This is a genomic window from Pseudomonas sp. Irchel s3a12 (assembly GCF_900187485.1).
In the GTDB taxonomy this organism is placed as follows: domain Bacteria; phylum Pseudomonadota; class Gammaproteobacteria; order Pseudomonadales; family Pseudomonadaceae; genus Aquipseudomonas; species Aquipseudomonas neuropathica.
On record NZ_FYDN01000019.1, the window covers coordinates 1 to 24114 of the forward strand.

Consider the following 24114-nt stretch of genomic DNA (forward strand, 5'->3'; position numbering starts at 1 on the left):
ACCACGCAGGCGTTGGTGATGCTGGCTCGCAAACTTGCTCGGGTGGTATTCGCCTTGCTGAAAGGGCAAAGCGAATACCAGACAAAAGTCAGTTGAGGGCTTCCCCTCAACCATAGAATCTCCCACAGTGATCGGGGGTGAACACAACATTTGTGTCCGGCACAGAACCTGTGGGAGCGAGCCTGCTCGCGAAGGCGTCAGCTCAGGCGCCGCTGGCCTCAGGCTGAATCAACGCCAGCAGCGTCCACCCGGATCCTGGTTTCACAGCAGTCTCCGGCGTCACCACATGCACCCACCCGCTGTCATCGCGCATGAACAGCAAGGTCGCACGATTACCATGCAGCGCCCGGTAATCCTCCCAGCCAAAACCATCCGTCAGCGTCGTGCTGTATAACTCCGCACCCTGGCCCATCTGGCTGGCGAGTTTCGCGTAAGTAAACGCCTCGCTGCCCAACTGATTGCCACGATGTTCAAGGCTGGCGCGGTGCTTGTCACTGCGGCGGCTTTCATGGCCGCTGGCCAGACCGAACAGGCGCTGATGGCCGAAATCATGCCGAAAGCGCATCGCCGCCAAGGTATTGAGTTCACCCGACGGCGACAGCGCGAGCAAATGCCCAAGTCCGACCAGATCCAGATGCGCATCGGCATGTTGCGAAGCCGGGTTGCCGAAGTAGGTCGGCAAACCCTCCATGCGTGCCGCACGAATGTTTTCCCAGCTCGAGTCGGTCAGCAGCACGCGACTGCCGAGTTGCTGCAGCGACTTGCCCAGCTCCCGCGCCGGGCCGTTGGCACCGACGATCAGGAAGCCACTCGGCGCTGGCTCCGCAACTTTGAGCAGTCGTGCCAGTGGCCGCGCAGTCGCACTTTGCAGGACCACAGTGCCGATGATTACCGCAAACGTCAGCGGCACCAGCAGCAATGCTCCCTCGTGCCCGGCCTCGTGCAGGCGAATCGCGAAAATCGCCGACACCGCCGCTGCAACGATCCCGCGCGGCGCAATCCAGCACAGCAACGCGCGCTCACGCCAGCTCAGGCTGGAACCGGCCGTGCTGAGCAGCACGTTCAGCGGTCGAGCGATCAGTTGAATCACCAACAGCAGAATCAGCACCAGCGGCCCCAAACCGATCAAGGCGTACAAGTCCAGTCGCGCCGCCAGCAAGATGAACAACCCGGAAATCAGCAGCACGCTGAGGTTTTCCTTGAAGTGCAGGATGTGCCGTACATCCACACCTTTCATGTTCGCCAGCCACATGCCCATCAGCGTTACCGCCAGCAGGCCGGATTCATGCATCACTTCGTTGGCGGCAATGAAAATCCCCAGCACCGCTGCCAGCGAGGCGAGGTTATGCAGATACTCCGGCAGCCATTGCCGGCGGATCACGGTGCCAAGCAGCCAGCCACCGACAATGCCGAACACCGCGCCGCAGAGAATCACCCCGCCAAAGGTGAACAGACTCTGCTTGAGGCCGTGCCCTTCGGCGCTGGCAATGATGAAGCTGTAAACCACCACGGCGAGGAGGGCGCCGATCGGGTCGATGACAATGCCCTCCCAGCGCAGAATGTTGGCGATCGAGGCTTTCGGCCGCACCACGCGCAGCATCGGCACGATGACGGTCGGGCCGGTGACCAGTGTCAGGCTGCCGAACAGGATGGCCAGCATCCAGTCGAAGCCGAGCAGAAAATGCGTGGCGACCGCGATGACGATCCAGGTCGAGATCGCGCCAATGGTCACCAGGCGATGAACGACGCTGCCGATCTCCTTCCACTCCGACAGGTGCAGGGTCAAGCTGCCCTCAAACAGAATCAGCGCGACCGCCAGCGACACCAGCGGCATCAGCAGCGGCCCGAACATCTCCTGTGGATCGAGCCAGCCCAGCACCGGGCCGACCAGAATCCCCGTCAACAACAGAAACAGAATCGCCGGCAGCTTCAGGCGCCAGGCCAGCCATTGGCAACCCAGCGCGGCCGCGCCGATCCCGCCAAATGCCAAGAGAATTTGCTGCTCGTTCATTGATGCTCCCTGTTCCTTGAATTAGCGGGCTATGAAAGACTAGCGCCCATTCCTACAGTTCACTCTACATTTGCGCACAGTCTTGAGGCTGTGTGACTTGAGCGCCCATGCCTGCCATCGACCATCCACTGATTGATCAATTCCTCGACGCTTTATGGCTGGAGAAAGGCCTGTCCGATAACACCCGTGGCGCTTATCGCAGTGATCTGGCGCTGTTCAATGGCTGGTTGCAGGAGAAAAACCTGGAACTGATCAATGCCGGTCGTGAGCTGATCCTTGATCACTTGGCTTGGCGTCTGGAGCAGAACTACAAACCGCGCTCCACTGCCAGATTTCTTTCCGGGGTACGTGGCTTTTATCGCTATTTGCTGCGGGAAAAGATGATCAGCGTCGACCCGACATTGCGCGTAGACATGCCGCAACTCGGTAGGCCTCTGCCCAAGTCGCTCTCAGAAGCCGATGTGGAAGCGCTGTTGAAGGCCCCGGATTTGAGCGAAGCGATCGGCCAGCGTGACCGCGCCATGCTTGAGGTGTTGTACGCCTGCGGTTTACGCGTGACAGAACTGGTCAGCCTGACGCTGGAACAGGTCAACCTGCGTCAAGGTGTGTTGCGGGTGATGGGCAAGGGCAGCAAGGAACGGCTGGTGCCCATGGGCGAAGAGGCGATCGTCTGGGTCGAGCGCTACATGCGTGACGGTCGCGGCGAATTGCTCGGTGGCCGGCCCAGCGATGTGCTATTCCCCAGTCAGCGCGGCGAGCAGATGACCCGCCAGACCTTTTGGCACCGGATCAAGCATCAGGCCAAGGTCGCCGGGATCGGCAAGTCGCTGTCGCCGCACACCTTGCGCCATGCGTTTGCCACGCACTTGCTCAACCATGGCGCGGATTTGCGCGTGGTGCAGATGTTGCTCGGCCACAGCGACCTTTCCACGACGCAGATCTACACCCACGTCGCGCGCGCGCGCCTGCAGGATCTGCACGCCAAACACCACCCGCGCGGCTGACTACATACCTCCCCCTGTAGGAGCTGCCGAAGGCTGCGATCTTTTGATCTTAAAAACAGAATCAAAAGATCGCAGCCTTCGGCAGCTCCTACATAAGGCGGGGGTGATGAGTGGCGACAGGCGCATTCGGCCACCGTGACCTTATGTGTTAGGCTTTGCCGGTTTGCACGATGGACGGTTATGACCCGGTGTTCCGGCACGGGCGTTCTGATCGTTCCATTTGTCCGCCTTCAGGAGTTCTCATGCGTCTGACCCAGATTTTCGCCGCCGCAGCCATTGCGTTGGTCAGCACCTTTGCCGTCGCCGATGACGCGGCCGACAAAGCCATTCGTCAAAGCCTGGAAAAACTCGAACTCGAGGTTCCGGTAGAAAGCATCAGCGCCAGCCCGTTGCCGGGTATGTACGAAGTCAAGCTCAAGGGCAGCCGCGTGCTCTACGCCAGCGCCGATGGCCAGTACATCGTTCAGGGTTACCTGTTCCAGCTCAAGGACGGCAAACCGGTCAACCTGACCGAGAAGACCGAACGCCTGGGCATCTCCAAACTGATCAATGCCATACCGGTGGCCGAAACCGTGGTCTACCCGGCTGTGGGCGAAACCAAATCGCACATCACCGTGTTCACCGACACCACCTGCCCGTACTGCCACAAGCTGCACGCGGAAGTGCCGGAGCTGAACAAGCGCGGCATCGAAGTGCGTTACGTTGCGTTCCCGCGCCAGGGTCTGAACTCGCCGGGTGACGAGCAACTGCAAGCCGTGTGGTGCTCGAAAGACAAGAAAGCCGCCATGGACAAAATGGTCGATGGCAAGGAAATCAAGGCCGCCAAGTGCGAAAACCCGGTTTCCAAACAGTTTGCCCTCGGTCAGTCGATCGGCGTGAACGGTACACCGGCCATCGTTTTGGCTGACGGACAAGTGATTCCGGGCTACCAGCCTGCGCCACAAGTCGCCAAACTGGCGCTGGGCGCGAAGTAAATTCGCATCGTCACGGTCAGCCGTGACGATCATGGTCCGGCAGCAGCATCGCCGGGCCATTAATAGAGAGCCGCGAGCACGCGGTTGTTTTCCGGCCGACCCCGTGTCGGCCGTTTTATGGGGAGTTCACAGTGAATCCGGTCAAAGTAGGCATCTGTGGGTTAGGGACCGTCGGTGGCGGTACCTTCAACGTACTTCAGCGCAACGCCGAGGAAATTGCTCGTCGTGCCGGGCGTGGAATCGAAGTGGCACAAATTGCCATGCGCACGCCAAAGCCTCAGTTCCAGACGACCGGTATTGCGATTACCAACGATGTCTTCGAAGTGGCCACGAACCCTGAGATCGACATCGTCATAGAGCTGATGGGCGGCTACACCGTTGCCCGCGAGCTGGTACTCAAGGCCATCGAGAATGGCAAGCATGTGGTCACCGCGAACAAGGCTCTGATTGCCGTTCACGGTAATGAAATTTTCGCCAAGGCTCGCGAGAAAGGCGTGATCGTGGCGTTTGAAGCGGCCGTGGCCGGTGGCATTCCGGTGATCAAGGCGATCCGTGAAGGCCTGTCCGCCAACCGCATCAATTGGGTGGCCGGGATCATCAACGGCACCGGTAACTTCATCCTCACCGAAATGCGCGAGAAGGGCCGTACCTTCGAAGACGTGCTGGCCGAAGCCCAGGCACTGGGTTACGCCGAAGTCGATCCGACCTTCGACGTTGAAGGCATCGACGCCGCGCACAAACTGACGATTCTGGCCTCCATCGCGTTCGGCATTCCGCTGCAATTCGACAAGGCTTACACCGAAGGCATCACCAAACTGACCACCGCCGACGTCAACTACGCCGAAGCGCTGGGCTACCGCATCAAGCACCTCGGTGTCGCTCGCAGCACCGCTGCCGGCATCGAGTTGCGCGTGCACCCGACCCTGATCCCGGCTGATCGCCTGATCGCCAACGTCAACGGCGTGATGAACGCAGTAATGGTCAACGGTGATGCGGCTGGTTCGACGCTGTTCTACGGCGCTGGCGCCGGCATGGAGCCAACCGCCTCTTCGGTAATTGCCGACCTGGTCGACGTGGTTCGCGCCATGACTTCCGACCCGGAAAACCGCGTACCGCACCTGGCCTTCCAGCCGGATTCGCTGTCGGCCCATCCGATCCTGCCGATCGAAGCCTGCGAAAGCGCCTACTACCTGCGCATCCAGGCCAAGGACCATCCGGGTGTACTGGCTCAGGTGGCGAGCATCCTCTCGGAGCGCGGCATCAACATCGAGTCGATCATGCAGAAGGAAGTTGAAGAGCACGACGGTCTGGTGCCGATGATCCTGCTGACCCACCGCGTGGTCGAGCAACGTATCAACGATGCGATCGCCGCCCTCGAAGCCCTGGCCGGTGTGAATGGTCCGGTTGTACGGATCCGCGTCGAGCACCTGAACTAAGTCGTTGTCCTGCACCCGTCCCGTGCACGGGGCGGGTGTCGTGAACACTCTCCATTGGAGTCAGTCATGCGTTACATCAGTACCCGCGGCCAGGCACCGGCCCTGAATTTCGAAGACGTCCTGCTGGCCGGTCTCGCCACCGACGGCGGTCTGTACGTTCCGGAAAACCTGCCACGTTTCACTCAGGAAGAAATCGCTTCGTGGGCCGGCCTGCCGTATCACGAGCTGGCCTTCCGGGTGATGCGTCCGTTCGTTACCGGCAGCATTCCGGATGCCGATTTCAAAAAAATCCTTGAAGAAACCTACGGTGTGTTCTCGCACAGCGCCGTGGCGCCGCTGCGTCAGTTGAACGGCAACGAATGGGTGCTGGAGTTGTTCCACGGCCCGACTTTGGCGTTCAAGGACTTCGCTCTGCAACTGCTCGGTCGTCTGCTCGACTACGTGCTGGAAAAACGCGGTGAGCGCGTGGTCATCGTCGGCGCCACCTCGGGTGACACCGGCTCGGCGGCCATCGAAGGCTGCAAGCACTGCGAAAACGTCGACATCTTCATTCTGCACCCGCATAACCGTGTGTCCGAAGTGCAGCGTCGCCAGATGACCACGATTTTCGGCGAGAACATCCACAACATCGCCATCGAAGGCAACTTCGATGACTGCCAGGAAATGGTCAAGGCGAGCTTCGCCGACCAGAGCTTCCTCAAAGGCACGCGTCTGGTGGCGGTGAACTCGATCAACTGGGCGCGGATCATGGCCCAGATCGTCTACTACTTCCACGCGGCCCTGCAGTTGGGCGGTCCGGCGCGTTCGGTGTCGTTCTCGGTGCCAACCGGCAACTTTGGCGACATCTTCGCCGGTTACCTGGCGCGCAACATGGGCCTGCCGATCAACCAGTTGATCGTCGCCACCAACCGCAACGACATCCTGCACCGCTTCATGAGCGGCAATCAGTACGTCAAGGAAACCCTGCACGCCACGCTGTCGCCGTCGATGGACATCATGGTCTCGTCGAACTTCGAACGCCTGCTGTTCGACCTGCACGGTCGCAACGGCGCGGCCATCGCCGGTCTGATGGACACGTTCAAGCAGGGTGGTGGTTTCAGCGTCGAGCAGGAGCGCTGGACCGAAGCCCGCAAACTGTTCGACTCGCTGGCCGTGGACGACGCGCAAACCTGCGAAACCATCGCCGAAGTTTACGAGCAGACCGGTGAAGTGCTGGATCCGCATACCGCGATCGGCGTCAAGGCCGCGCGCGAATGCCGTCGTAGCCTCGATATCCCGATGGTGATTCTCGGCACCGCACATCCGGTGAAATTCCCGGATGCGGTAGAGAAAGCCGGTGTAGGAAAAGCGCTCGAGCTACCTGCACATCTTTCTGATTTGTTTGAGCGAAACGAGCGTTGCACCGTTTTGCCAAACGAGCTGAAAGCCGTGCAAGCCTTTGTCAGTCAGCATGGCAACCGCGGCAAGCCGCTTTAAGCCGGTAAAAGCTGTCACATTTTGAAGCCCGTCTCCTGACGGGCTTTTTTGTTTCTGCTGCCACACTGTTCGGGTTTTCACCCACGAAGGACGGGTGAGTCGATCACGAAGGAAGTGGCAATGCTGTTTTATAGAGGTTTGAAACCGGCACTGAGTGGGCTGTTCTTGTTCGGATTACTGGCTTTGATGCGCAGCAGCGAGGCGGCGCAACTGGCGCTGCAAGACGATGCCGCGACTTCCAGGGTCCAGCCCATCGAACTGGCTGCGCACGAGCGTCAGTGGATTCAAGACAACCCGGAGGTGAAGGTGACGTCGTTGCAGTACCCGTTGTATCTGTTCCAGGATGAGCACGGGCAGTGGAGCGGCTTGAATAATGATGTACTCAAGCGCGTGACGGCGATGACCGGGTTGCGGTTTGTGCATCAGGAGTCGTTTTCCACCGATCACATGCTTGAACGTCTGGAAAGCGGATCGGCGGATATCAGTACGACCCTGGCCATGAGCGAGGAGCGCAAGGCGTTTCTGGATTACAGCCACGCATTTGGTGGTGCGGGCTGGGTGTTTGTCGGCCGCGCTGACGCGCCCCGGCTGGAGGCTTTTGAGCAGTTGAGTAAACGGGTGTTGGTGCTGCCGGCCCGGCATGCGCTGGAAGACATGATCCGGCGTGACTTCCCTTCGATCGAGATTCGCTCGGTCAAGACCTACGCCGAGGCGCGGGCACTGGTCGAGAGCGGTGAAGCTTACGCCACCATCGAGAACGAAATCGGCGCTCAGCTGTATCCTTTGGGGTTGCTCAAGGTGGGCGGTCTGGTCGAAGGCAAATGGGAAGCGGATAACCTGGCCGTGCGCAAGGGCATGCCAGTGCTCTTGAGTATTCTCAACAAGGCCCTTGAGGCTTTTCCTGCGGCGGAATTACGGGCGATCCGCCTGAAATGGCTGGAGGGTGTTGCTCCGGTGCCCGTGCCGTCGGTCTGGCAGCAGATGTTCGAATGGGGTTGCTGGGGCATGGGCGGACTCGGCGTGTTTGGCCTGCTTTTCCTGATATGGAATCGGCGACTGACGGCCGTGATCAAACTGCGTCGCGCGGCGGAAAAGGATCTGGGCGATCAACTGGCGTTTCAGCACGCGTTGATCGACTCCATGCCCGACCCGGTGTTTGTCCGTGACCTGCAAGGGCGGCTGATCATGTGCAATCGCAGCTATGAGGAGGCCTTGTCGATTCGATTGGATCAGGTGCTCGGGAAGTTGCTGATCGAGGTTGACGCGCTGCCGCAGGCTACGGCGCTGATGCTGCACGACGAGTTCCTGGTGCAGTTGCGTACCCGCAAGTCGCGCTTCAGCAAGCGCCGATTGCAATTCAAGAGTGGTCCGCGCGAGGTCTACCAGTGGACAGTGCCGTTCTACAGCGCCGACGGCAAACTGCGTGGACTTTTGGGGGGCTGGACGGACATCACCCTGCGTCGTACAGAGAGCGGGTGTCGATGTCTGCAATGAAGATGGGAAATGTCCTATAAGACGCGACTACTTTTCCGATGGGAGGCTTAGGACGGCTGCCCTAGAGTGACAACAACTGCGGTGAGAGTCCGCGATTGTCGCCTCCAGAGGTCGCTTATGCGCTCGCTTAAAGTCCTGATACTTGAACCCAATCCGTTCCAGCTGATGGCATTGCATCAAATGCTCAATGCCATTGGCATCTATGACGTGCTGACGGCGCCGTCGCTGGGCTCTGCGCTGTCTTCGCTGGGCCATCGCGGCGCGGTCGACATCGCCATTTGCGATCCGCAACTCAAGGGTGGCGATGGCCTGGCGCTGATTCATCATCTGGCGACACGGCATGAGGCGCGTGCGTTGATCCTGCTGGGGACGGTCGCACCAAGCCTGCTGAACGATCTAGAGCCTTTGCTGTGTGAACACCGCCTGCGGCTGCTGGGGCGCCTGCAAACCCCGGTGTCTGCGGTGCTGATGCGCGGTTTGCTCGACAGTTACCTGAGCGCCGCTTCGCCAACTCTCCAGGTTTGACGGGGACGGTTATTTTTCTGTCATCTTCGCCGTGCATGCTCTGACAGACCGGTGACTCCAGGAGCGGAGCGATCGGTATGCAGAACTTTCTTCTCGGGCCGGTGGTCATTTATTGTGAACACGCCCCAGGCACACAGTTTTCGGACTATTGAGTGGAGATCGAGATGGAAAGTATCAGTCTATTGCTCGGTGAGGCTCTGAGCCCGTATCAGGTTTCGTTGTCTCCAAACGGTTCCCATGGCGAATGCCTGGTGACCTTGAAGAACAGTCACGGCGCCATTGTGGTGGAACGCGAATTCAATCAGGCGCAACTGACCGACAAGCGCCAGTTGACCGATGTCGTTGACGGCTTGCACCGCGACGTTCTGATTGCGGAGGGAAGGCTGGAACCCTGTGTGATCGCGGCATTGCGCAACGCTGCGCTGGATAAACGTGCGGCGCTGTAAAGATGAAATATTTTTTGTGGGAACCTTCCTGCATCCCTGTCAGTCAGACCCGGTAACAGCAGGATCAAGCATTGTGCTCCGGTGCTTGTCGCTTGCTGCTACGGGTCTTTATGTAGGCCACGTTTAACCCCGAGTCGTCTCCCCACTTCTCGGGGTTTCTTTTGTCTGCGATTTGCTCATGGCGCCGCTTGTTGTTCGAAGAACGATCGGGCCTGTTCGAGGTAGTCGCTTCGCATCGCGGGGTCCAGCCAGTCGGCGTACAACTGGTTCAGTTGATCGTGGGGAAGAGTGCGCAGCAGTTGGTTTATTTCGCTGATTGCCTGACGGCCCTGATGTGTGTCGGAGCAGCCGATGTAGCCCGACAGGTATTTACCGGTGCCGCGAATCGGATAGAACAGCAACTCGTCTTCGGCGATTTGCGCCAGATGAGCCTGATAACGAATTTCTGGCCAATAGCCCAGCACCACCTGTAATCGTCCCAGGCGCTGCATCAGCAGCAGATTGTTCAGGGCCTCGTTGCCATAATGAGGCGTCAGGGCCTCCTTGGGGGCCTGACGCAGCAAGTCATCGACTATTTCACCGTAACTGCGTTCCGCCACGACCCCGATTTTCTCTTGGCCATTGGCTAGAAGCGATGCCAGATCGATTTCACCTTCCACGAGAAACGGTGCCAACACTTCGCGATCTTTCTGACGCACCACCAGCCCATTACTGACGGCGCGGAAGGCCGGGATGGAGTACGCGATCCATTGCGCGCGCTCCTTGCTCCAGATCAGCGACGGGTCGCAGGTGAAGGAGGCTTCGTGAAGCATCTGGATGCCTCGGGCTCGATTGACTCGCATCAACTTGTGTTCGTATTGCGGCATGCCGGCAATCAGCATCGGCATGAGGTGATCAATGACACCCTGGCCTTTTTTCGGGCCTTCGAAAATGGTCAGTGGCGGCAGGTCGCGCAGTAACCAGATCAGCGTCGGTTTCGCCTGCGCGCCGTTCGACAACATGAGTAGAAACAACAAGCCGAACAGCCGCCACGTCCACCATTGATGGGCGTGGTTGGCGTGCGATGTCTGCCGGCGTTTCAGCTTAAATGGCTCCGTCTTCGCGCAGCTTGGCGATCTGTCTCTCGTCGTAGCCAAGATCGTGAAGTACCTGCGCATTGTGTTCACCCAATTGCGGTCCGACCCATTCCGAACTGCCGGGTGTCTCTGAGAGTTTCGGCACGATGCCCGGCATCTTGAAATCTTTGCCGCCGGGCAGCTTGGCCTGCAGGAACATCTCTCGGGCCAGGTACTGCGGATCGCTGAACATGTCCTCGGCGCTGAAGATCCGGCTGGCCGGTACATCGGCCTGATTGAGCAGGTCGAGCACGGTTTGCAGCGGCAACGAATTGACCCAGCGATCAATCACGCCGTACAACTCGTCGCGACGATTGTCGCGCCCGTCGTTGCTGGCCAGCGTAGGGTCATTGGCCAGGTCTTCACGGCCGATGATCAGCATGAAGCGTTTGAAGATCGCGTCACCATTGGCGCCGATCTGCACGTGTTTGCCATCGGCACTGGTGTGGATAGAGGAGGGCGTGATGCCGGGCATGATGTTGCCGGTGCGCTCGCGGATAAAACCGAACACGTCGAACTCCGGCACCATGCTTTCCATCATCGCGAAAATCGCTTCGTACAACGCGACATCGACAACCTGGCCTGTGCCACCATTGACTTCGCGATGACGCAGCGCCATTAGCGCGCCGATCACGCCCCATAGCGCGGCAATCGAATCGCCGATGGAAATTCCGGTGCGCACCGGTGGACGGTCCTCGAAACCGGTGATGTAGCGCAAGCCGCCCATGGACTCACCCACCGCACCGAAGCCGGGCTGATCCTTCATCGGCCCGGTCTGGCCAAAACCGGACAGGCGCACCATCACCAGTTTCGGGTTCAAGGCGTGGAGGGTTTCCCAACCCAGGCCCAGTTTTTCCAGGACACCGGGGCGGAAGTTCTCGATGAGGATGTCGGTTTCACTGAGCAGTTTTTTCAGGATCGCCAAGCCGTCAGGGTGTTTGAGGTTCAGCGTCAGCGACTTTTTATTGCGCGCCTGGACGAACCACCACAGCGACGTGCCTTCATACAGTTTTCGCCACTTGCGCAGTGGATCCCCGCCGTCGGGCGATTCGATCTTGATCACTTCGGCACCGAACTCGCCGCAAATGCGCGAGGCAAACGGCCCGGCAATCAATGTACCCAATTCAATGACTTTCACACCGCTGAGCGGTTTGTTGGCGAACGGCATACTGAATCCTGTAGGACAAGGCTAAGCAGATACAGCGTTTTAACATAGCCGGCTGTCAGACGCCGCAGCTTGATCGCCATCAATTCGATGATTGCCTACCGCATCGGTTAGACTTGCCGACTTTCCTCGTATCAAGAAGCCCGTTCATGGCCCAGCCGTCCACTACCTACAAATTTGAACTGAACCTCACCGACCTCGACCGCAGTGTCTACGAGAGCGTCAAACAGACCATCGCCCGTCACCCTTCGGAAACCGAAGAGCGTATGACCGTGCGACTGCTGGCCTACGCCCTCTGGTACAACGAGCAGTTGTCGTTTGGTCGCGGTCTGTCAGACGTGGATGAACCTGCACTGTGGGAAAAGAGCCTGGACGACCGTGTTCTGCACTGGATCGAAGTTGGCCAGCCTGACGCTGATCGCCTGACCTGGTGCTCGCGTCGCACTGAGCGCACCAGCCTGCTGGCCTACGGCAGCCTGCGTGTCTGGGAAACCAAAGTGATCCCGGCGATCAAAAACCTGAAGAACGTCAACATCGCAGCGGTCCCGCAAGAAGTGCTGGAAACCCTGGCCAAGGACATGCCCCGCGTTATCAAGTGGGACGTGATGATCAGCGAAGGGACGATCTTCGTCACTGACGACCGGGGGCAGCACGAAGTCCAGTTGCAATGGCTGCAAGGTGAGCGCGGCTGATCCCGCGTCACCACCGCAATAATCCCACGTAATCAAGAGAAGTCTCTGTCACCCCATGCGTATCGAACCTCGTCAACTGCCTGCCACTCTGCCGTTTCTCGGTGATCTGCCACCCTTGCTGACCCGCTTGTACGCGGCGCGGGGCGTGCAGTCCGAGGCGGAGCTGGACAAGAGCCTGGCGCGGTTGATCCCGTTTCAGCAACTCAAGGGCATCGATGCGGCGGTAGACCTGCTGGTGACGGCGCTGGAGCAACGCCAGCGCATCCTCATCGTCGGCGACTTCGACGCGGACGGTGCGACCGCCAGCACTGTCGGCATGCTCGGTTTGCGCTTGCTCGGTGCGGCGCATGTCGACTATCTGGTGCCGAACCGCTTCGAATATGGCTACGGCCTGACCCCGGAAATCGTCGAGGTCGCACTGACCCGCGAGCCGCAATTGCTGATCACCGTCGACAACGGCATCTCCAGCGTCGAAGGCGTGGCCGCAGCCAAAAAGGCTGGCCTCAAAGTACTGATCACCGACCACCACTTGCCCGGCGATGAACTGCCGCTGGCCGATGCGCTGGTCAACCCGAACCAGCCCGGATGCGAATTCCCGAGCAAGGCGCTCGCCGGCGTCGGGGTGATTTTCTATGTGTTGATGGCGTTGCGCGCGCGCCTGCGCAGCCTTGGCTGGTACGAGAACAAGCCTCAGCCGAACATCGGCGAACTGCTTGACCTGGTGGCGTTGGGCAGCGTCGCCGACGTGGTGCCGCTGGACGCCAACAATCGGATTCTGGTGCATCAGGGCCTCGAGCGGATTCGCGCCGGGCGCGCACGGCCGGGGATCAAAGCGATCCTTGAAGTGGCCAAGCGAGATGCTGCACGCATTACCTCCACCGATCTCGGGTTTATCGTTGGCCCACGCCTGAACGCGGCCGGGCGTCTGGATGACATGAGCCTGGGCATCGAATGCCTGCTCACTGCCGACGCCAACCTGGCCCGGGAAATGGCCGCGCAACTGGACGGCATGAACCAAGATCGCAAATCTATCGAACAAGGCATGCAGCGCGAGGCGCTGGCGCAGCTCAAGGACTTGCCGGTCGAATCGATGCCGTTTGGTCTGTGCCTGTTCGACCCGGAGTGGCACCAGGGTGTAATCGGGATTCTCGCGTCGCGGATGAAAGAGCGCTATTTCCGTCCGACCATTGCTTTCGCCGATGCGGGAGATGGTTTGCTAAAAGGCTCGGGCCGTTCGGTACAGGGCTTCCACATTCGTGACGCGTTGAGCGTGGTGGCGGCGCAGCATCCAAACCTGATCGCCAAGTATGGTGGCCACGCAATGGCCGCTGGTCTGACCCTGCCGCAGGAGAATTTTCCGCTTTTCGCCGAGGCCTTTGACGCTGAGGTGCGTAGGCAACTTCGCGAAGAAGACCTGACCGGGCGCATGCTGACCGATGGCACGCTGGCGGTTGAAGAATTCCACCTCGAACTGGCCCGCGCCTTGCGCCATGCCGGGCCTTGGGGGCAGCACTTCCCGGAGCCGCTGTTTCATGGCGTGTTCCAGTTGGTCGAACAACGAGTGGTCGGCGAACGGCACCTGAAAGTGGTGCTGAAGAGCGAATGTGGCTCGGTGAAGCTGGATGGTATTGCCTTTGGCGTTGACCGCGATATCTGGCCGAACCCGACGATTCAGTGGGTTGAACTGGCTTATAAGCTCGACGTTAACGAGTTTCGGGGTAACGAGACTGTTCAGTTGATGATTGCCCACATCGAACCGCGCTGAAGATCAAAAGATCGCAGCCTGCGGCAGCTCCTACATTGGAATGCGTTCCAAATGTGGGAGCGCCGATACGACGATTCGACCTGCTCGCGAAAGTGTCCTTTCACACACTGAATCACTCTGAACCCTCCCTCATCCCCGGTTGTCGACTAGGCTCTAAGCACTGCTTGATTGGCCTTGTGACGTCTTGTCGATTTTTTTGCCCGCGGGGGCGGGTGCTGCACCTTTTTCCTGTCACTCGTCGACTATTCAAACAGAACCCTGGAGCCTGCCCACTGATTTGAGAGGTGCCCCATGAGTCTGCTGCTTGAACCCTTCACCCTGCGCCAACTGACCCTGCCCAACCGCATCGCGGTGTCACCGATGTGCCAATACTCCAGTGTCGACGGCCTCGCTAACGACTGGCATCTGGTACACCTCGGCAGTCGCGCGGTAGGTGGCGCGGGTCTGGTATTTACCGAAGCCACGGCGGTCACGGCCGACGGGCGGATCACCGCCGAAGACCTTGGCCTGTGGAACGATGAACAGATCGAACCGCTGCAACGCATTACCCGCTTCATCACGTCCCAAGGCGCGGTTGCCGGCATTCAACTGGCCCACGCCGGGCGCAAGGCCAGCACTCATCGGCCGTGGATCGGCAAGCATGGCAGTGTCAAACCCGATGATGGCGGCTGGACACCGGTCGGCCCGTCGCCGATTGCTTTCGATCCGCAGCACACGCAACCGAAACAGCTGGATGAAGGGCAGATCGCCGACGTCATTCAGGCGTTTGTCGACGCCGCCAAACGCGCGCTGAAGGCGGGTTTCAGCGTGGTCGAGGTACACGCGGCGCATGGTTATCTGCTGCATCAGTTTCTTTCGCCGCTGAGTAATCAGCGCCGGGATCAGTACGGTGGTTCGTTTGAAAACCGCATTCGTCTGGTGTTGCAGGTGACTGAAGCGGTAAGGGCGGTCTGGCCGGAGGAGTTACCGGTGTTTGTTCGCGTGTCGGCCACTGACTGGGTGGAAGACGGCTGGAACCCGGATGAAACCGTGGAACTGGCGCGACGTCTGCACACCCTCGGCGCGGATCTGATCGATGTGTCGTCGGGCGGGACGGCGGCCAACGCGGAAATTCCGGTTGGGCCGGGTTATCAGACGCGTTTCGCCGAACGTGTGCGCAAGGAGTCAGGCATCGCCACCGGCACCGTGGGAATGATTACCGAACCGGCGCAGGCCGAGCATATTCTGCGCACCTGTCAGGCTGACATCATTTTCCTCGCTCGGGAGCTGTTGCGTGACCCTTACTGGCCACTGCATGCCGACGATGATCTCGGTGGGCGCAAAGCGGTGTGGCCGGCGCAGTATCAGCGCGCGACTCATCGGGATCAGCCGATTCATGAGTCTGATTTACGCGATTGAGTTGGTAGCGGTAAGGCAAAAAGCCCCGGTCAGTGATGGTCGGGGCTTTGTTTTGTCTGCTGATCTTTTGTTGAAATACTGCCGTCATCGCTGGCAAGCCAGCTCCCACAGGTTTGGCGTCGTACACAAAAATTGTGATCAATACCAAACACTGCGGGAGCTGGCTTGCCAGCGATGAGGCCCGTGCAGGCGCCTCAAATCATCAAGGGTATTTGCGCTTGTCCGGCGCCGGCGGGAAATACTGGTACAACCAGGTCTCGCTCAACGTGCGATCGTTGGTGCGAATAAACAACCGCAGCTCCACCGGCTCCACGCTGTCATTGGTCGGGTACCAGTCAAACAGAATCCGATAGCCCTTGATGTCATCCAGCACCAAGACGCTGAAGTCCTGCACCTTGCCGTTCGAGCACGTCACCACCGGTTCGATCCCGGTGCCTTGCGGCAGTCGATCCAGACCACCGCCAGTGAAGTCCACGGCAAAACGACGCGCCCACACCGGCGGGTAGTGCTCGCCCGGTGCCCAGCCTTCGGTGAATCCGCCCATGCCGGAACGGGTCGCGTGCACCCGTGCCAACGGTGTACCCACTGGCGGCAATGCGCTCCAGTAGAGCTTGTAGCCATAGTTCAGCGAATCCCCGGCAGCCACCGGTTTTTTCGGGGTCCAGAACGCGACGATGTTATCGAGAGTCTCGCCGGTGGTAGGGATTTCCAGCAGATCGATCGAGCCTTCGCCCCACGCGGTGGTCGGTTCTACCCACAGGCTCGGGCGCTTGCTGTACCAGTCGACGGTGTCCTGATAGTTGGCGAACTCATGGTCAGTCTGCACCAGCCCGAAACCCTTAGGATCCTTGTCCGCAAACGCGTTGAACTGCAGGGTCGCCGGGTTGTTCAGCGGACGGCAGATCCACTCGCCGTTGCCGCGCCACATCGCCAAGCGATCCGAGTCGTGGATTTGCGGGTGAATGGTGTCGCACATACGGCGTTCGTGGGTGCCGCAGCTGAACATACTGGTCATCGGCGAGATGCCCAATTGCTCGATCGCCGTGCGCGCATTGATGTGCGCATCGACTTCCATCACCACGCGTTCGGCCTGGCAATCGATGTCGAAACGATAAGCGCCAGTGGCGCTCGGCGAGTCGAGCAGTGCGTAGACCACAAAACGTGTGGCGTTCTGGTCCGGTGTCTCGAACCAGAACTTGGTGAAGTCAGGAAATTCTTCGCGTTTTTTCGCGTACGTGTCGATCGCTAGGCCGCGCGCGGAGAGGCCATATTGGCCAGTCGCATCTACCGCACGGAAATAGCTGGCGCCGAGGAACGACAACACGTCGTGACGATCAAGTTCCGGGGCCTTGAACAGCTTGAATCCGGCAAAACCGAGGTCGCCCTTGAGCTGTTGGGTATCGACCGAAGTGTTCTCATAGTTGAACAACGCCGGGCGGAAATGCACCTCGCGGGCGGTACGGGTCTTGGCATCGACGCTGTACATGCGCACCGGCTGACGGAAACCCATGCCGACATGGAAGAACTGCACGTCCAGTTGACCCTTGTTCTCCTTCCACAACGAATGCTCGCCGTCGTAGCGGATCGCGTTGAAGTTTTGCGGGGTCATCGTTGCCAGCGTCGGCGGTAACACCTGTTTGGTGTCTTGATAGGCGCTGCCGGCCAGTTGCTTGGCCTGACGCTTCAGCGCTTCGAAGTCGAAAGCCTGAGCCTCGCCATCGGCGGCGCCGCCATTGGCAGCCCAGGCGCGGCTGGCCAGCAGGCCAGTGGCGGATAGACCGGTGTAAGCCGCAATGGCCATGGACGCTTTGAGCAAATTCCTGCGATGCATAAATACAACCTGTCGTGTGCAATCCCGCGCCGTTCCTGGCACGTGCTGGATCAGAAATTACGGTTCGGACATGCCTTCGGCCAAACGCAACGGACTATAAACAGATGCCGGCTAGCTTAAACGGTTCGCTTGCAATGCAAAATTCGTTGATTCACCGCGCCAGTGTGTAAATGAAACAAGACATGTCGGTTAAAAATCTGACAGGGCGTTCTGATTTACACGGCATATCTGCTTTTTTCGACTAATTACTCTAAAAACCGCTTTTCAGCGCCGATTTAATTTCTATTCTATGGGCATGACCGGTGCTGACCGGTAGGGCACACGGCGCTGCTGTAAGGGGCAGGGCGATGTGGTGGTTTAGCAATTCTTTGAAGTATTGAAGGACATCGTCCATGGCAAAAATACAAGGGATCACCGACATGTTGGGCATCTTTCCCTGCCTCGGCAGCGGCCGCAAAAGGCGTCGGCTCAGCTCTGACGAAGTGAAGCTGGTGGAGCGTTATCGGGAGCTTTCGGAGAATGACCGGATTGCGATGCGCTATCTGGTGGATGCGATGCGGAGTGTTTCGCGGTTTTGAGTGGAAATAAAAAGGGGTGGACTGAAAAGTCCGCCCCTTTTTTATTTGGATCAGCTACACGTTCCCAGTACTGGATACGGCCGCTGGCCGTTTATCAACTCTGGAACATCCCGCCATTTGACCCACGCCTGATGTTGCCAGTGCAGCAACGGCACGGTGACGCCTGCCCAATGCATCGAACTCAGGCTCGGATGGTTTCCCACTGGGCTTGAATGGGTGTCGCGCAGCATCGGGATGACTTCATGGCTCAGCCATTGGCGCAGGTGTCTGTTTTCCGGAACGAAGTGATGGACGAGCAGGGCGAACAGTCCGGACTCGCTGACCATCGCGCAATCGATGATTTCGCCGTCCTTGCGCAGGAGGACATTGCGACGCTGATCGGGATCTAGTTTCAGGGTGAGGCGTTCGTTTAGCGGATAGCCCATCAAGCGACCGAGATCCTGAACACAGAACCAGGCTTCGTGATCTTGCATGAAGGCGTGGAGGAAACGGTTGTGGCGGGTGAAGGCGGTGGGGGTGAAGTGCGTTGAAGGTGGATTCTGGATTTGCGTAGACATGTAGTGACTTCCGTTTCGAGTTGGAAAGTCGCCACCAATTCTTCGAAAAATTGGGTGGCGAGCCGAGTGGCGTTCGAAGTCGGGTTACTTCCTGTCGAAACGGTAAAGCCGGAAGGCCCGCGCCACACGGCCCGCCATAAAGCAGAACTGAAGTTGTGAAAAAGCCGCAGTTCAATGGAGGGCATGCAAGCACCGTTTTGACAGTTTCCGGCTTCGACCCCGGATCGCTGAATTAACAGCGACGGGATAAAGCCTATCGGTCAGGCGCTTGCGGCGACAAGTCTACCCTTTCGCCACACATCGTAGGAAATGGGGCTTTTTCAGGCAGGCTGTGTCTGTAGGAAATGTCTGTTTTTTTTGATTCCGCTGCTAAACCATCCCTGCACCGAAGATTTTCCTTTATGAGTTAGCAATCGGGAAAAGGGAGAAGTAATTCTGTGAGCAAAGATGAAGCGAAGGGTAAAAAGAGAAAGGTGATCGATCTGGATCGCTTCGAAGCTGTTAGAGGTAAAGCCGATATCAAATGGCGTACTGATGAATTGATGACAGTGCTTCGAGGAGACCCCGGAATCAAATCTCGATTCCGGGGTGATTCTTCTTAGCGACTCACCTTCCAAGCATCCCCAGCCGGCGCCTTCCCATGGTCATACGGCTTGCCAATCCACATATAAACCAGCCCCAAGCCAATCACGATCGCAGTACTCAACACCATCGCATAGTTCACATACCACGCTGCATCCGGCGTACGTGGCCAGGCCATGTTGATGATCGCGCCAACGCCATACACCAGCGCGCCAATGTTCACCGGCCAGCCCCACGCGCCGAGGGTGAATTTGCCGCTGGGTTTCCAGCCTTTGCTGCGGGCGTACAGCGCGGCCAGGACGATCATCTGGAACGCGAGGTAGATGCCGATGGCGGCGAAGCTGACGATGGTGGCCACGGCGTCTTGCAGGAAGAAGCCGAGGGCGATGATCAGGGCCGGCAGGACGCCGGACACGAACAGTGCTGCAACCGGTACTTGGGTGGTAGGAGAAATCTTTTTCAGCAGTCGGCTGCCGATGACCATTTCATCGCGAGCGTAGGAGTACAGCAGACGGCTTGCCGCGGCTTGCAGGCTGATGACGCAGGAGATGAAGGAAATCATTACCACGCCCATCACCACTTTCGAACCGACCGGGCCGAAGGCGTTGTTGAGGATGGTGGTGACCGGGTCTTTGTCGGTGCCGTTGATCACCGCTTGCATGTCCGGCACGGCGAGAATCAGCGCCAGGCAGGCGAACATCGCCGCGATGCCGCCGATGTAGATGGTCATGCGCATGGCCACCGGGATTTTTGCGCTCGGGTTCGGGGTTTCTTCGGCGACGTCGCCGCAGGCCTCGAAGCCGTAGTAGAGGAACATCCCCGCCAGCGATGCGGTGAGGAAGGCCGGCAGGTACGAACCGTCGACGCTGATGTCGAAGGTGTTGAACAGCACGCTCAGCGGTTGATGGCGTTCGAATACCAGCAAGTAAACACCGACGATCACTGCGCCAACCAGTTCGCAGAGAAAGCCGAACATGGCGATGCGCGCCAGCACTTTGGTGCCGCTGAGGTTGACCAGTGTGGCGAACAGGGTCAGCACCAGGGCGATGACGATGTTGGTGTTGTTGCTTGGCTCAAAGCCGAGCATGGCGGCCAGGTACGGGCCAGCGCCGACCGCAACGGCGGCGATGGTGACGCACAGGGCGATGGAGTAGATCCAGCCGACCATCCACGCCCATTTTTTACCGACCAATCGGCGTGCCCAAGGGTAAACCCCGCCGGAAATCGGGAACTGCGAAACCACTTCGCCGAAGATCAGGCACACCAGCAATTGGCCGCAACCGACCAGCAAGTAGGCCCAGAACATCGGTGGGCCGCCGGCGGCGAGGCACAGGCCGAAGAGGGTATAAACCCCTACGACCGGTGACAGATAAGTGAAGCCCAAAGCGAAGTTTTCCCACAGGCTCATGCTGCGATTGAAGTTCGAGGTGTAGCCCAGCTTGCGCAGTTGTTCGGCATCACTGTCGGCGATGGCTGCGGCGAGATCGGGTGAGGAACTCATGTGTGATTGCTCCGTGAAATCGGCAGATTTCGGATGGCCGAGGCCGTGGCGGGGCTTTGTGGGCGCCGCCCGGTTCGGTAGTTATTGTTAGGTGTGGAATCCTGGTGGTGCGTAGTGCCGGTTTCTTTCCTGATACCGGGGTGACGCCTTCGCGAGCAGGCTCGCTCCCACATTTGGAATACTTACCCCTGTGGGAGCGAGCCTGCTCGCGAAGCTTTTAAAGGCTTAGTGCTTGAACATCACATGCCGAACCGTGGTGTAGTCCTCCAGCCCGTACATGGACATGTCTTTCCCGTAACCGGACAATTTCTGACCGCCATGGGGCATTTCGCTGACGAGCATGAAGTGCGTATTCACCCACGTGCAGCCGTACTGCAAACGCGCCGACATGCGATGCGCACGTCCTACATCCGCTGTCCACACGGAGGACGCGAGGCCGTAGTCCGAATCGTTGGCCCATTCCAGCGCCTGCGCTTCATCGGTGAACTTGGTCACCGAAACCACCGGCCCAAACACCTCACGACGGACGATTTCATCGTCTTGCTGCGCATCGGCCAACACGGTCGGTTCGAAGAAGAAACCATTGCCGTCCACGGCCTTGCCGCCAGTGATCAAGCGAATGTGCGGCTGCGCCACGGCACGTTCGACGAACGCTGCAACCCGGTCACGATGTTGCGCAGTAATCAGCGGCCCCAACTCGGTCGACGGATCATCCTGCAACCCGTACTTGATGCTGCTGACCGCCGCGCCGAGCTTCTCGACGAATTTGTCGTAAATGCCTTGCTGGGCATAGATCCGGCAAGCGGCGGTGCAGTCCTGCCCGGCGTTGTAGAAACCGAAGGTGCGAATCCCTTCCACCGCCGCATCAATATCAGCGTCGTCGAAGATGATCACCGGCGCCTTGCCACCCAGCTCCATGTGCATGCGTTTAACGCTGTCGGCGGTGCTGGAAATGATGTTGGCGCCCGTGGCGATCGAACCGGTCAGCGAAACCATGCGCACTTTCGGGTGCGTAACCAATGGGCTGCCAACTGTAGGACCGCGACCAAACACCAGATTGAGTACACCGGCCGGGAAGATTTCCGACGCGAGTTCAGCCAGACGCAACGCGGTCAGCGGGGTTTGTTCTGACGGCTTGAGCACCACGGTATTACCGGCCGCCAGCGCCGGGGCGATTTTCCAGGCGACCATCATCAGCGGGTAGTTCCACGGCGCGATGGAGGCAATCACGCCGACCGGGTCGCGACGGATCATCGAGGTATGGCCGGGCAGGTATTCGCCAGCGGCCGAGCCGCTCATGCAACGGCTGGTGCCGGCGAAGAAACGGAACACGTCGGCAATCGCCGGGATCTCGTCGTTGAGCGCGGCGCTGTAGGGTTTGCCGCAGTTGTCGGATTCGAGCTTGGCCAGTTCTTCGCCGTGGGCTTCGATGGCATCGGCGAGTTTGAGCAGCAGCAGCGAGCGGTCTTTCGGCGCGGTTTGCGACCAGTCGGCGAACGCGTTGTCGGCAGCGCGCACGGCGGCATCGACCTGGGCTTCGCTGGCTTCGTTGATTTCAATCAGGACTTCGCCGAGCGAAGGATTGAGCACCGGTTGCGCCGGGCCTTCGCCGTTGACCAGTTGGCCGTTGATCAAGAGTTTGGTTTGCATGTCTGTTGTCCTCACTAACACTTTTATTGTTCTGCCGAAACCGAACCCATGTAGGAGCTGCCGAAGGCTGCGATCTTTTGATCTTGATCTTCAAAGCAATATCAAAAGATCGCAGCCTTCGGCAGCTCCTACACGGGATTCGGTTTCTTCAGTTATTCGGTTATTTGCCACCGCTGCCGGCGACACTCTCGCCACCACGCGTCAGGTAATAAGCACCGAGGATCGGCAGCATCGTCACCATCATCACCAGCATGGCGACGACATTGGTCACCGGCACATCCCGTGGTCGGCTCAGTTGGTTGAGCAGCCATAACGGCAACGTGCGTTCATGCCCGGCGGTAAACGTGGTGACGATGATCTCGTCGAACGACAACGCAAACGCCAACATGCCGCCGGCCAGCAATGCCGAGCCGAGGTTGGGCAGGATGATGTAGCGAAAGGTCTGCCAGCCATCGGCGCCAAGATCCATCGAGGCCTCGATCAAACTGTGCGAAGTGCGGCGCAATCGGGCGATGACGTTGTTGTAGACGATCACCACGCAGAAGGTCGCGTGGCCGACGATGATGGTGAACATCCCTGGCTCAATCCCCAGCGTCTTGAACGTCGCCAGCAAGGCGATCCCGGTGATGATTCCCGGCAGCGCAATCGGCAAAATCAGCATCAGCGAAATGCCCTGTTTGCCGAAGAAATCGCGGCGGTACAACGCTGCTGAAGCCAAGGTGCCGAGGACCATCGCAATCAACGTGGCGATGGCTGCGATCTGTAACGAAAGCTTGATTGCCTCCAAAACGTCCGGCCGCGAAAACGCCACGCTGAACCAGTGCAACGTAAAGCCCTTCGGCGGAAAGCTGAACGCGGCTTCCTCGGTGTTGAAGGCGTAAAGGAAGATGATCAGGATCGGGAAGTGCAGAAATACCAACCCGCCCCAAGCAGCGACTTTCAGACCTAGAGAGGCTTTCTCCCCCTGCTTTTCTGAATTAGAGCGCATCGAAAGCCCCCAGACGTTTGACGATCGACAGGTAAACCGCGATCAACACAATCGGCACCAACGTGAACGCCGCCGCCATCGGCATATTGCCGATCGCACCTTGCTGCGCGTACACCATGCTGCCGACAAAGTAACCCGGCGGCCCGACCAGTTGCGGCACGATGAAGTCGCCCAGGGTCAGCGAAAACGTGAAGATCGACCCCGCGGCGATGCCCGGAATCGACAGCGGCAAGATCACCTGAATAAAGGTCTGGCGCGGCTTGGCACCGAGGTCGGCAGAAGCCTGCAACAGCGACGGCGGCAGACGCTCCAGCGAAGCCTGAATCGGCAGAATCATGAACGGCAGCCAGATATAAACAAACACCATGAACCGCCCCAGATGCGAGGTCGACAAGGTGCTGCCACCGACGCCGGGAATCCCCAGAATGAACTGCAACACCGGCTCCATCCCCAAGTGCTGCACGAACCATTGCGCCACACCGCCCTTGGCCAGCAGCAACGTCCACGCATACGCCTTGACGATGTAACTGGCCCACATCGGCATCATCACTGCGATGTAGAAAAACGCCTTGGTCTTGCCCGTGGTGTAGCGCGCCATGTAATAGGCGATCGGGAACGCGACGATGGCGCTGGCGATCGACACAACGATGGCCATGCTCAACGTGCGCAGGATGATGTCGAAGTTCGACGGCTGAAACAGCGCAGCAAAATTCGCCAGGGTCAGGTCAGGCGTGACCGCCATAGTGAAGTCGTCGAAGGTGTAGAAACCTTGCCACAACAGCACTAGCAACGAGCCGAGATAGATCGCGCCGAACCACAGCAGCGGCGGCACCAGCAGCATCGACAAGTACAGGTTCGGCTTGCGGTAGAGCAGGTTGGAAAACCGGCGCAACGGCGGCGATTGAGTCATCGCGAGCGTGCTCATT

The 24114-nt window shown here is 59.1% G+C and carries 21 protein-coding genes and 1 pseudogene; 13 read left to right on the forward strand and 9 right to left on the reverse strand.

Annotated features, from left to right (window positions below):
* Nucleotides 1-96 (forward strand): annotated as a pseudogene (locus CKW14_RS26395) (IS110 family transposase); the annotation flags it as partial.
* A gap of 106 nt (nt 97-202) precedes the next feature.
* Here CKW14_RS26395 and CKW14_RS26400 read toward each other — a convergent pair.
* Complete coding sequence (locus CKW14_RS26400) at nt 203-2011, reverse strand: sodium:proton antiporter (protein WP_095050344.1); 1809 nt, start codon at nt 2009-2011, stop codon at nt 203-205.
* Between the two features lie 107 nt (nt 2012-2118).
* Here CKW14_RS26400 and xerD point away from each other — a divergent pair, with 107 nt between their 5' ends.
* The 7 genes from xerD (at nt 2119) to CKW14_RS26435 (ending at nt 9366) form a co-directional block, all read left to right on the forward strand.
* Nucleotides 2119-3015, forward strand: coding sequence for a site-specific tyrosine recombinase XerD (xerD, locus tag CKW14_RS26405; RefSeq protein WP_095126459.1), 897 nt, complete (start codon nt 2119-2121; stop codon nt 3013-3015).
* Nucleotides 3016-3257: 242 nt separating this feature from the next.
* On the forward strand, nt 3258-3989 hold the full coding sequence (dsbC, locus tag CKW14_RS26410; RefSeq protein ID WP_095050346.1) for a bifunctional protein-disulfide isomerase/oxidoreductase DsbC: 732 nt from the start codon (nt 3258-3260) through the stop codon (nt 3987-3989).
* Between the two features lie 131 nt (nt 3990-4120).
* Nucleotides 4121-5425, forward strand: a complete 1305-nt coding sequence (locus CKW14_RS26415; RefSeq protein WP_095050347.1) for a homoserine dehydrogenase — start codon at nt 4121-4123, stop codon at nt 5423-5425.
* Nucleotides 5426-5491: 66 nt separating this feature from the next.
* Nucleotides 5492-6901 carry a threonine synthase gene (gene thrC / locus CKW14_RS26420; protein ID WP_093436796.1) on the forward strand — a complete coding sequence of 470 codons (1410 nt, stop codon included), beginning with the start codon at nt 5492-5494 and terminating at the stop codon, nt 6899-6901.
* Between the two features lie 120 nt (nt 6902-7021).
* Nucleotides 7022-8395: a transporter substrate-binding domain-containing protein gene (locus CKW14_RS26425; RefSeq protein WP_095126460.1), complete on the forward strand. Its 1374-nt coding sequence runs from the start codon at nt 7022-7024 to the stop codon at nt 8393-8395.
* 117 nt (nt 8396-8512) lie between these two features.
* Nucleotides 8513-8920, forward strand: a complete 408-nt coding sequence (locus CKW14_RS26430) for a response regulator (RefSeq protein ID WP_095126461.1) — start codon at nt 8513-8515, stop codon at nt 8918-8920.
* A 164-nt stretch (nt 8921-9084) separates the two neighbouring features.
* Nucleotides 9085-9366, forward strand: coding sequence for a DUF3509 domain-containing protein (locus CKW14_RS26435; RefSeq protein WP_093436783.1), 282 nt, complete (start codon nt 9085-9087; stop codon nt 9364-9366).
* A gap of 176 nt (nt 9367-9542) precedes the next feature.
* On the opposite strand, the gene CKW14_RS26440 is transcribed toward CKW14_RS26435, so the two are convergent.
* Nucleotides 9543-10523: a TIGR02285 family protein gene (locus CKW14_RS26440; RefSeq protein WP_176471347.1), complete on the reverse strand. Its 981-nt coding sequence runs from the start codon at nt 10521-10523 to the stop codon at nt 9543-9545.
* Nucleotides 10450-11649 carry a CaiB/BaiF CoA-transferase family protein gene (locus CKW14_RS26445; RefSeq protein WP_095126463.1) on the reverse strand — a complete coding sequence of 400 codons (1200 nt, stop codon included), beginning with the start codon at nt 11647-11649 and terminating at the stop codon, nt 10450-10452. The genes CKW14_RS26440 and CKW14_RS26445 overlap by 74 nt, the downstream gene beginning before the upstream one ends.
* Before the next feature lie 146 nt (nt 11650-11795).
* Between CKW14_RS26445 and CKW14_RS26450 the strand changes: the two genes are divergently transcribed.
* The 3 genes from CKW14_RS26450 to CKW14_RS26460 all read left to right on the forward strand — a co-directional run bounded on the left by CKW14_RS26450 (nt 11796) and on the right by CKW14_RS26460 (nt 15501).
* Nucleotides 11796-12338: a YaeQ family protein gene (locus tag CKW14_RS26450; protein WP_007908961.1), complete on the forward strand. Its 543-nt coding sequence runs from the start codon at nt 11796-11798 to the stop codon at nt 12336-12338.
* 55 nt (nt 12339-12393) lie between these two features.
* On the forward strand, nt 12394-14103 hold the full coding sequence (recJ, locus tag CKW14_RS26455; RefSeq protein WP_095050352.1) for a single-stranded-DNA-specific exonuclease RecJ: 1710 nt from the start codon (nt 12394-12396) through the stop codon (nt 14101-14103).
* Nucleotides 14104-14394: 291 nt separating this feature from the next.
* Nucleotides 14395-15501 carry an NADH:flavin oxidoreductase/NADH oxidase gene (locus tag CKW14_RS26460; protein ID WP_095119340.1) on the forward strand — a complete coding sequence of 369 codons (1107 nt, stop codon included), beginning with the start codon at nt 14395-14397 and terminating at the stop codon, nt 15499-15501.
* A gap of 202 nt (nt 15502-15703) precedes the next feature.
* On the opposite strand, the gene CKW14_RS26465 is transcribed toward CKW14_RS26460, so the two are convergent.
* On the reverse strand, nt 15704-17332 hold the full coding sequence (locus CKW14_RS26465; RefSeq protein ID WP_095126464.1) for a glucan biosynthesis protein D: 1629 nt from the start codon (nt 17330-17332) through the stop codon (nt 15704-15706).
* A 392-nt stretch (nt 17333-17724) separates the two neighbouring features.
* Here CKW14_RS26465 and CKW14_RS26470 point away from each other — a divergent pair, with 392 nt between their 5' ends.
* Nucleotides 17725-17910 carry a hypothetical protein gene (locus CKW14_RS26470; protein WP_007908956.1) on the forward strand — a complete coding sequence of 62 codons (186 nt, stop codon included), beginning with the start codon at nt 17725-17727 and terminating at the stop codon, nt 17908-17910.
* Nucleotides 17911-17960: 50 nt separating this feature from the next.
* Here the strand turns inward: CKW14_RS26470 and CKW14_RS26475 are convergent, their stop codons facing one another.
* A complete protein-coding gene (locus CKW14_RS26475) occupies nt 17961-18467 on the reverse strand; it encodes a Bro-N domain-containing protein (protein WP_095126465.1) in 507 nt (168 codons plus the stop codon).
* Nucleotides 18468-18904: 437 nt separating this feature from the next.
* Here CKW14_RS26475 and CKW14_RS30065 point away from each other — a divergent pair, with 437 nt between their 5' ends.
* On the forward strand, nt 18905-19069 hold the full coding sequence (locus CKW14_RS30065; protein ID WP_160056119.1) for a hypothetical protein: 165 nt from the start codon (nt 18905-18907) through the stop codon (nt 19067-19069).
* On the opposite strand, the gene CKW14_RS26480 is transcribed toward CKW14_RS30065, so the two are convergent.
* From CKW14_RS26480 to CKW14_RS26495, 4 genes are all read right to left on the reverse strand, one after another.
* Entirely contained in the window at nt 19066-20550 is a 1485-nt protein-coding gene (locus CKW14_RS26480) for an APC family permease (protein WP_095050356.1), read from the reverse strand. The two genes, CKW14_RS30065 and CKW14_RS26480, sit on opposite strands and share 4 nt — an antisense overlap.
* Before the next feature lie 225 nt (nt 20551-20775).
* Nucleotides 20776-22200 (reverse strand): gamma-aminobutyraldehyde dehydrogenase, encoded by a 1425-nt coding sequence (locus CKW14_RS26485; RefSeq protein WP_095126466.1) that lies wholly within the window; start codon nt 22198-22200, stop codon nt 20776-20778.
* A 160-nt stretch (nt 22201-22360) separates the two neighbouring features.
* Nucleotides 22361-23188 (reverse strand): ABC transporter permease, encoded by an 828-nt coding sequence (locus CKW14_RS26490; RefSeq protein WP_095050358.1) that lies wholly within the window; start codon nt 23186-23188, stop codon nt 22361-22363.
* Complete coding sequence (locus tag CKW14_RS26495; protein ID WP_095050359.1) at nt 23178-24113, reverse strand: ABC transporter permease; 936 nt, start codon at nt 24111-24113, stop codon at nt 23178-23180. The genes CKW14_RS26490 and CKW14_RS26495 overlap by 11 nt, the downstream gene beginning before the upstream one ends.
* Between the last annotated feature and the right edge of the window lies 1 nt (nt 24114).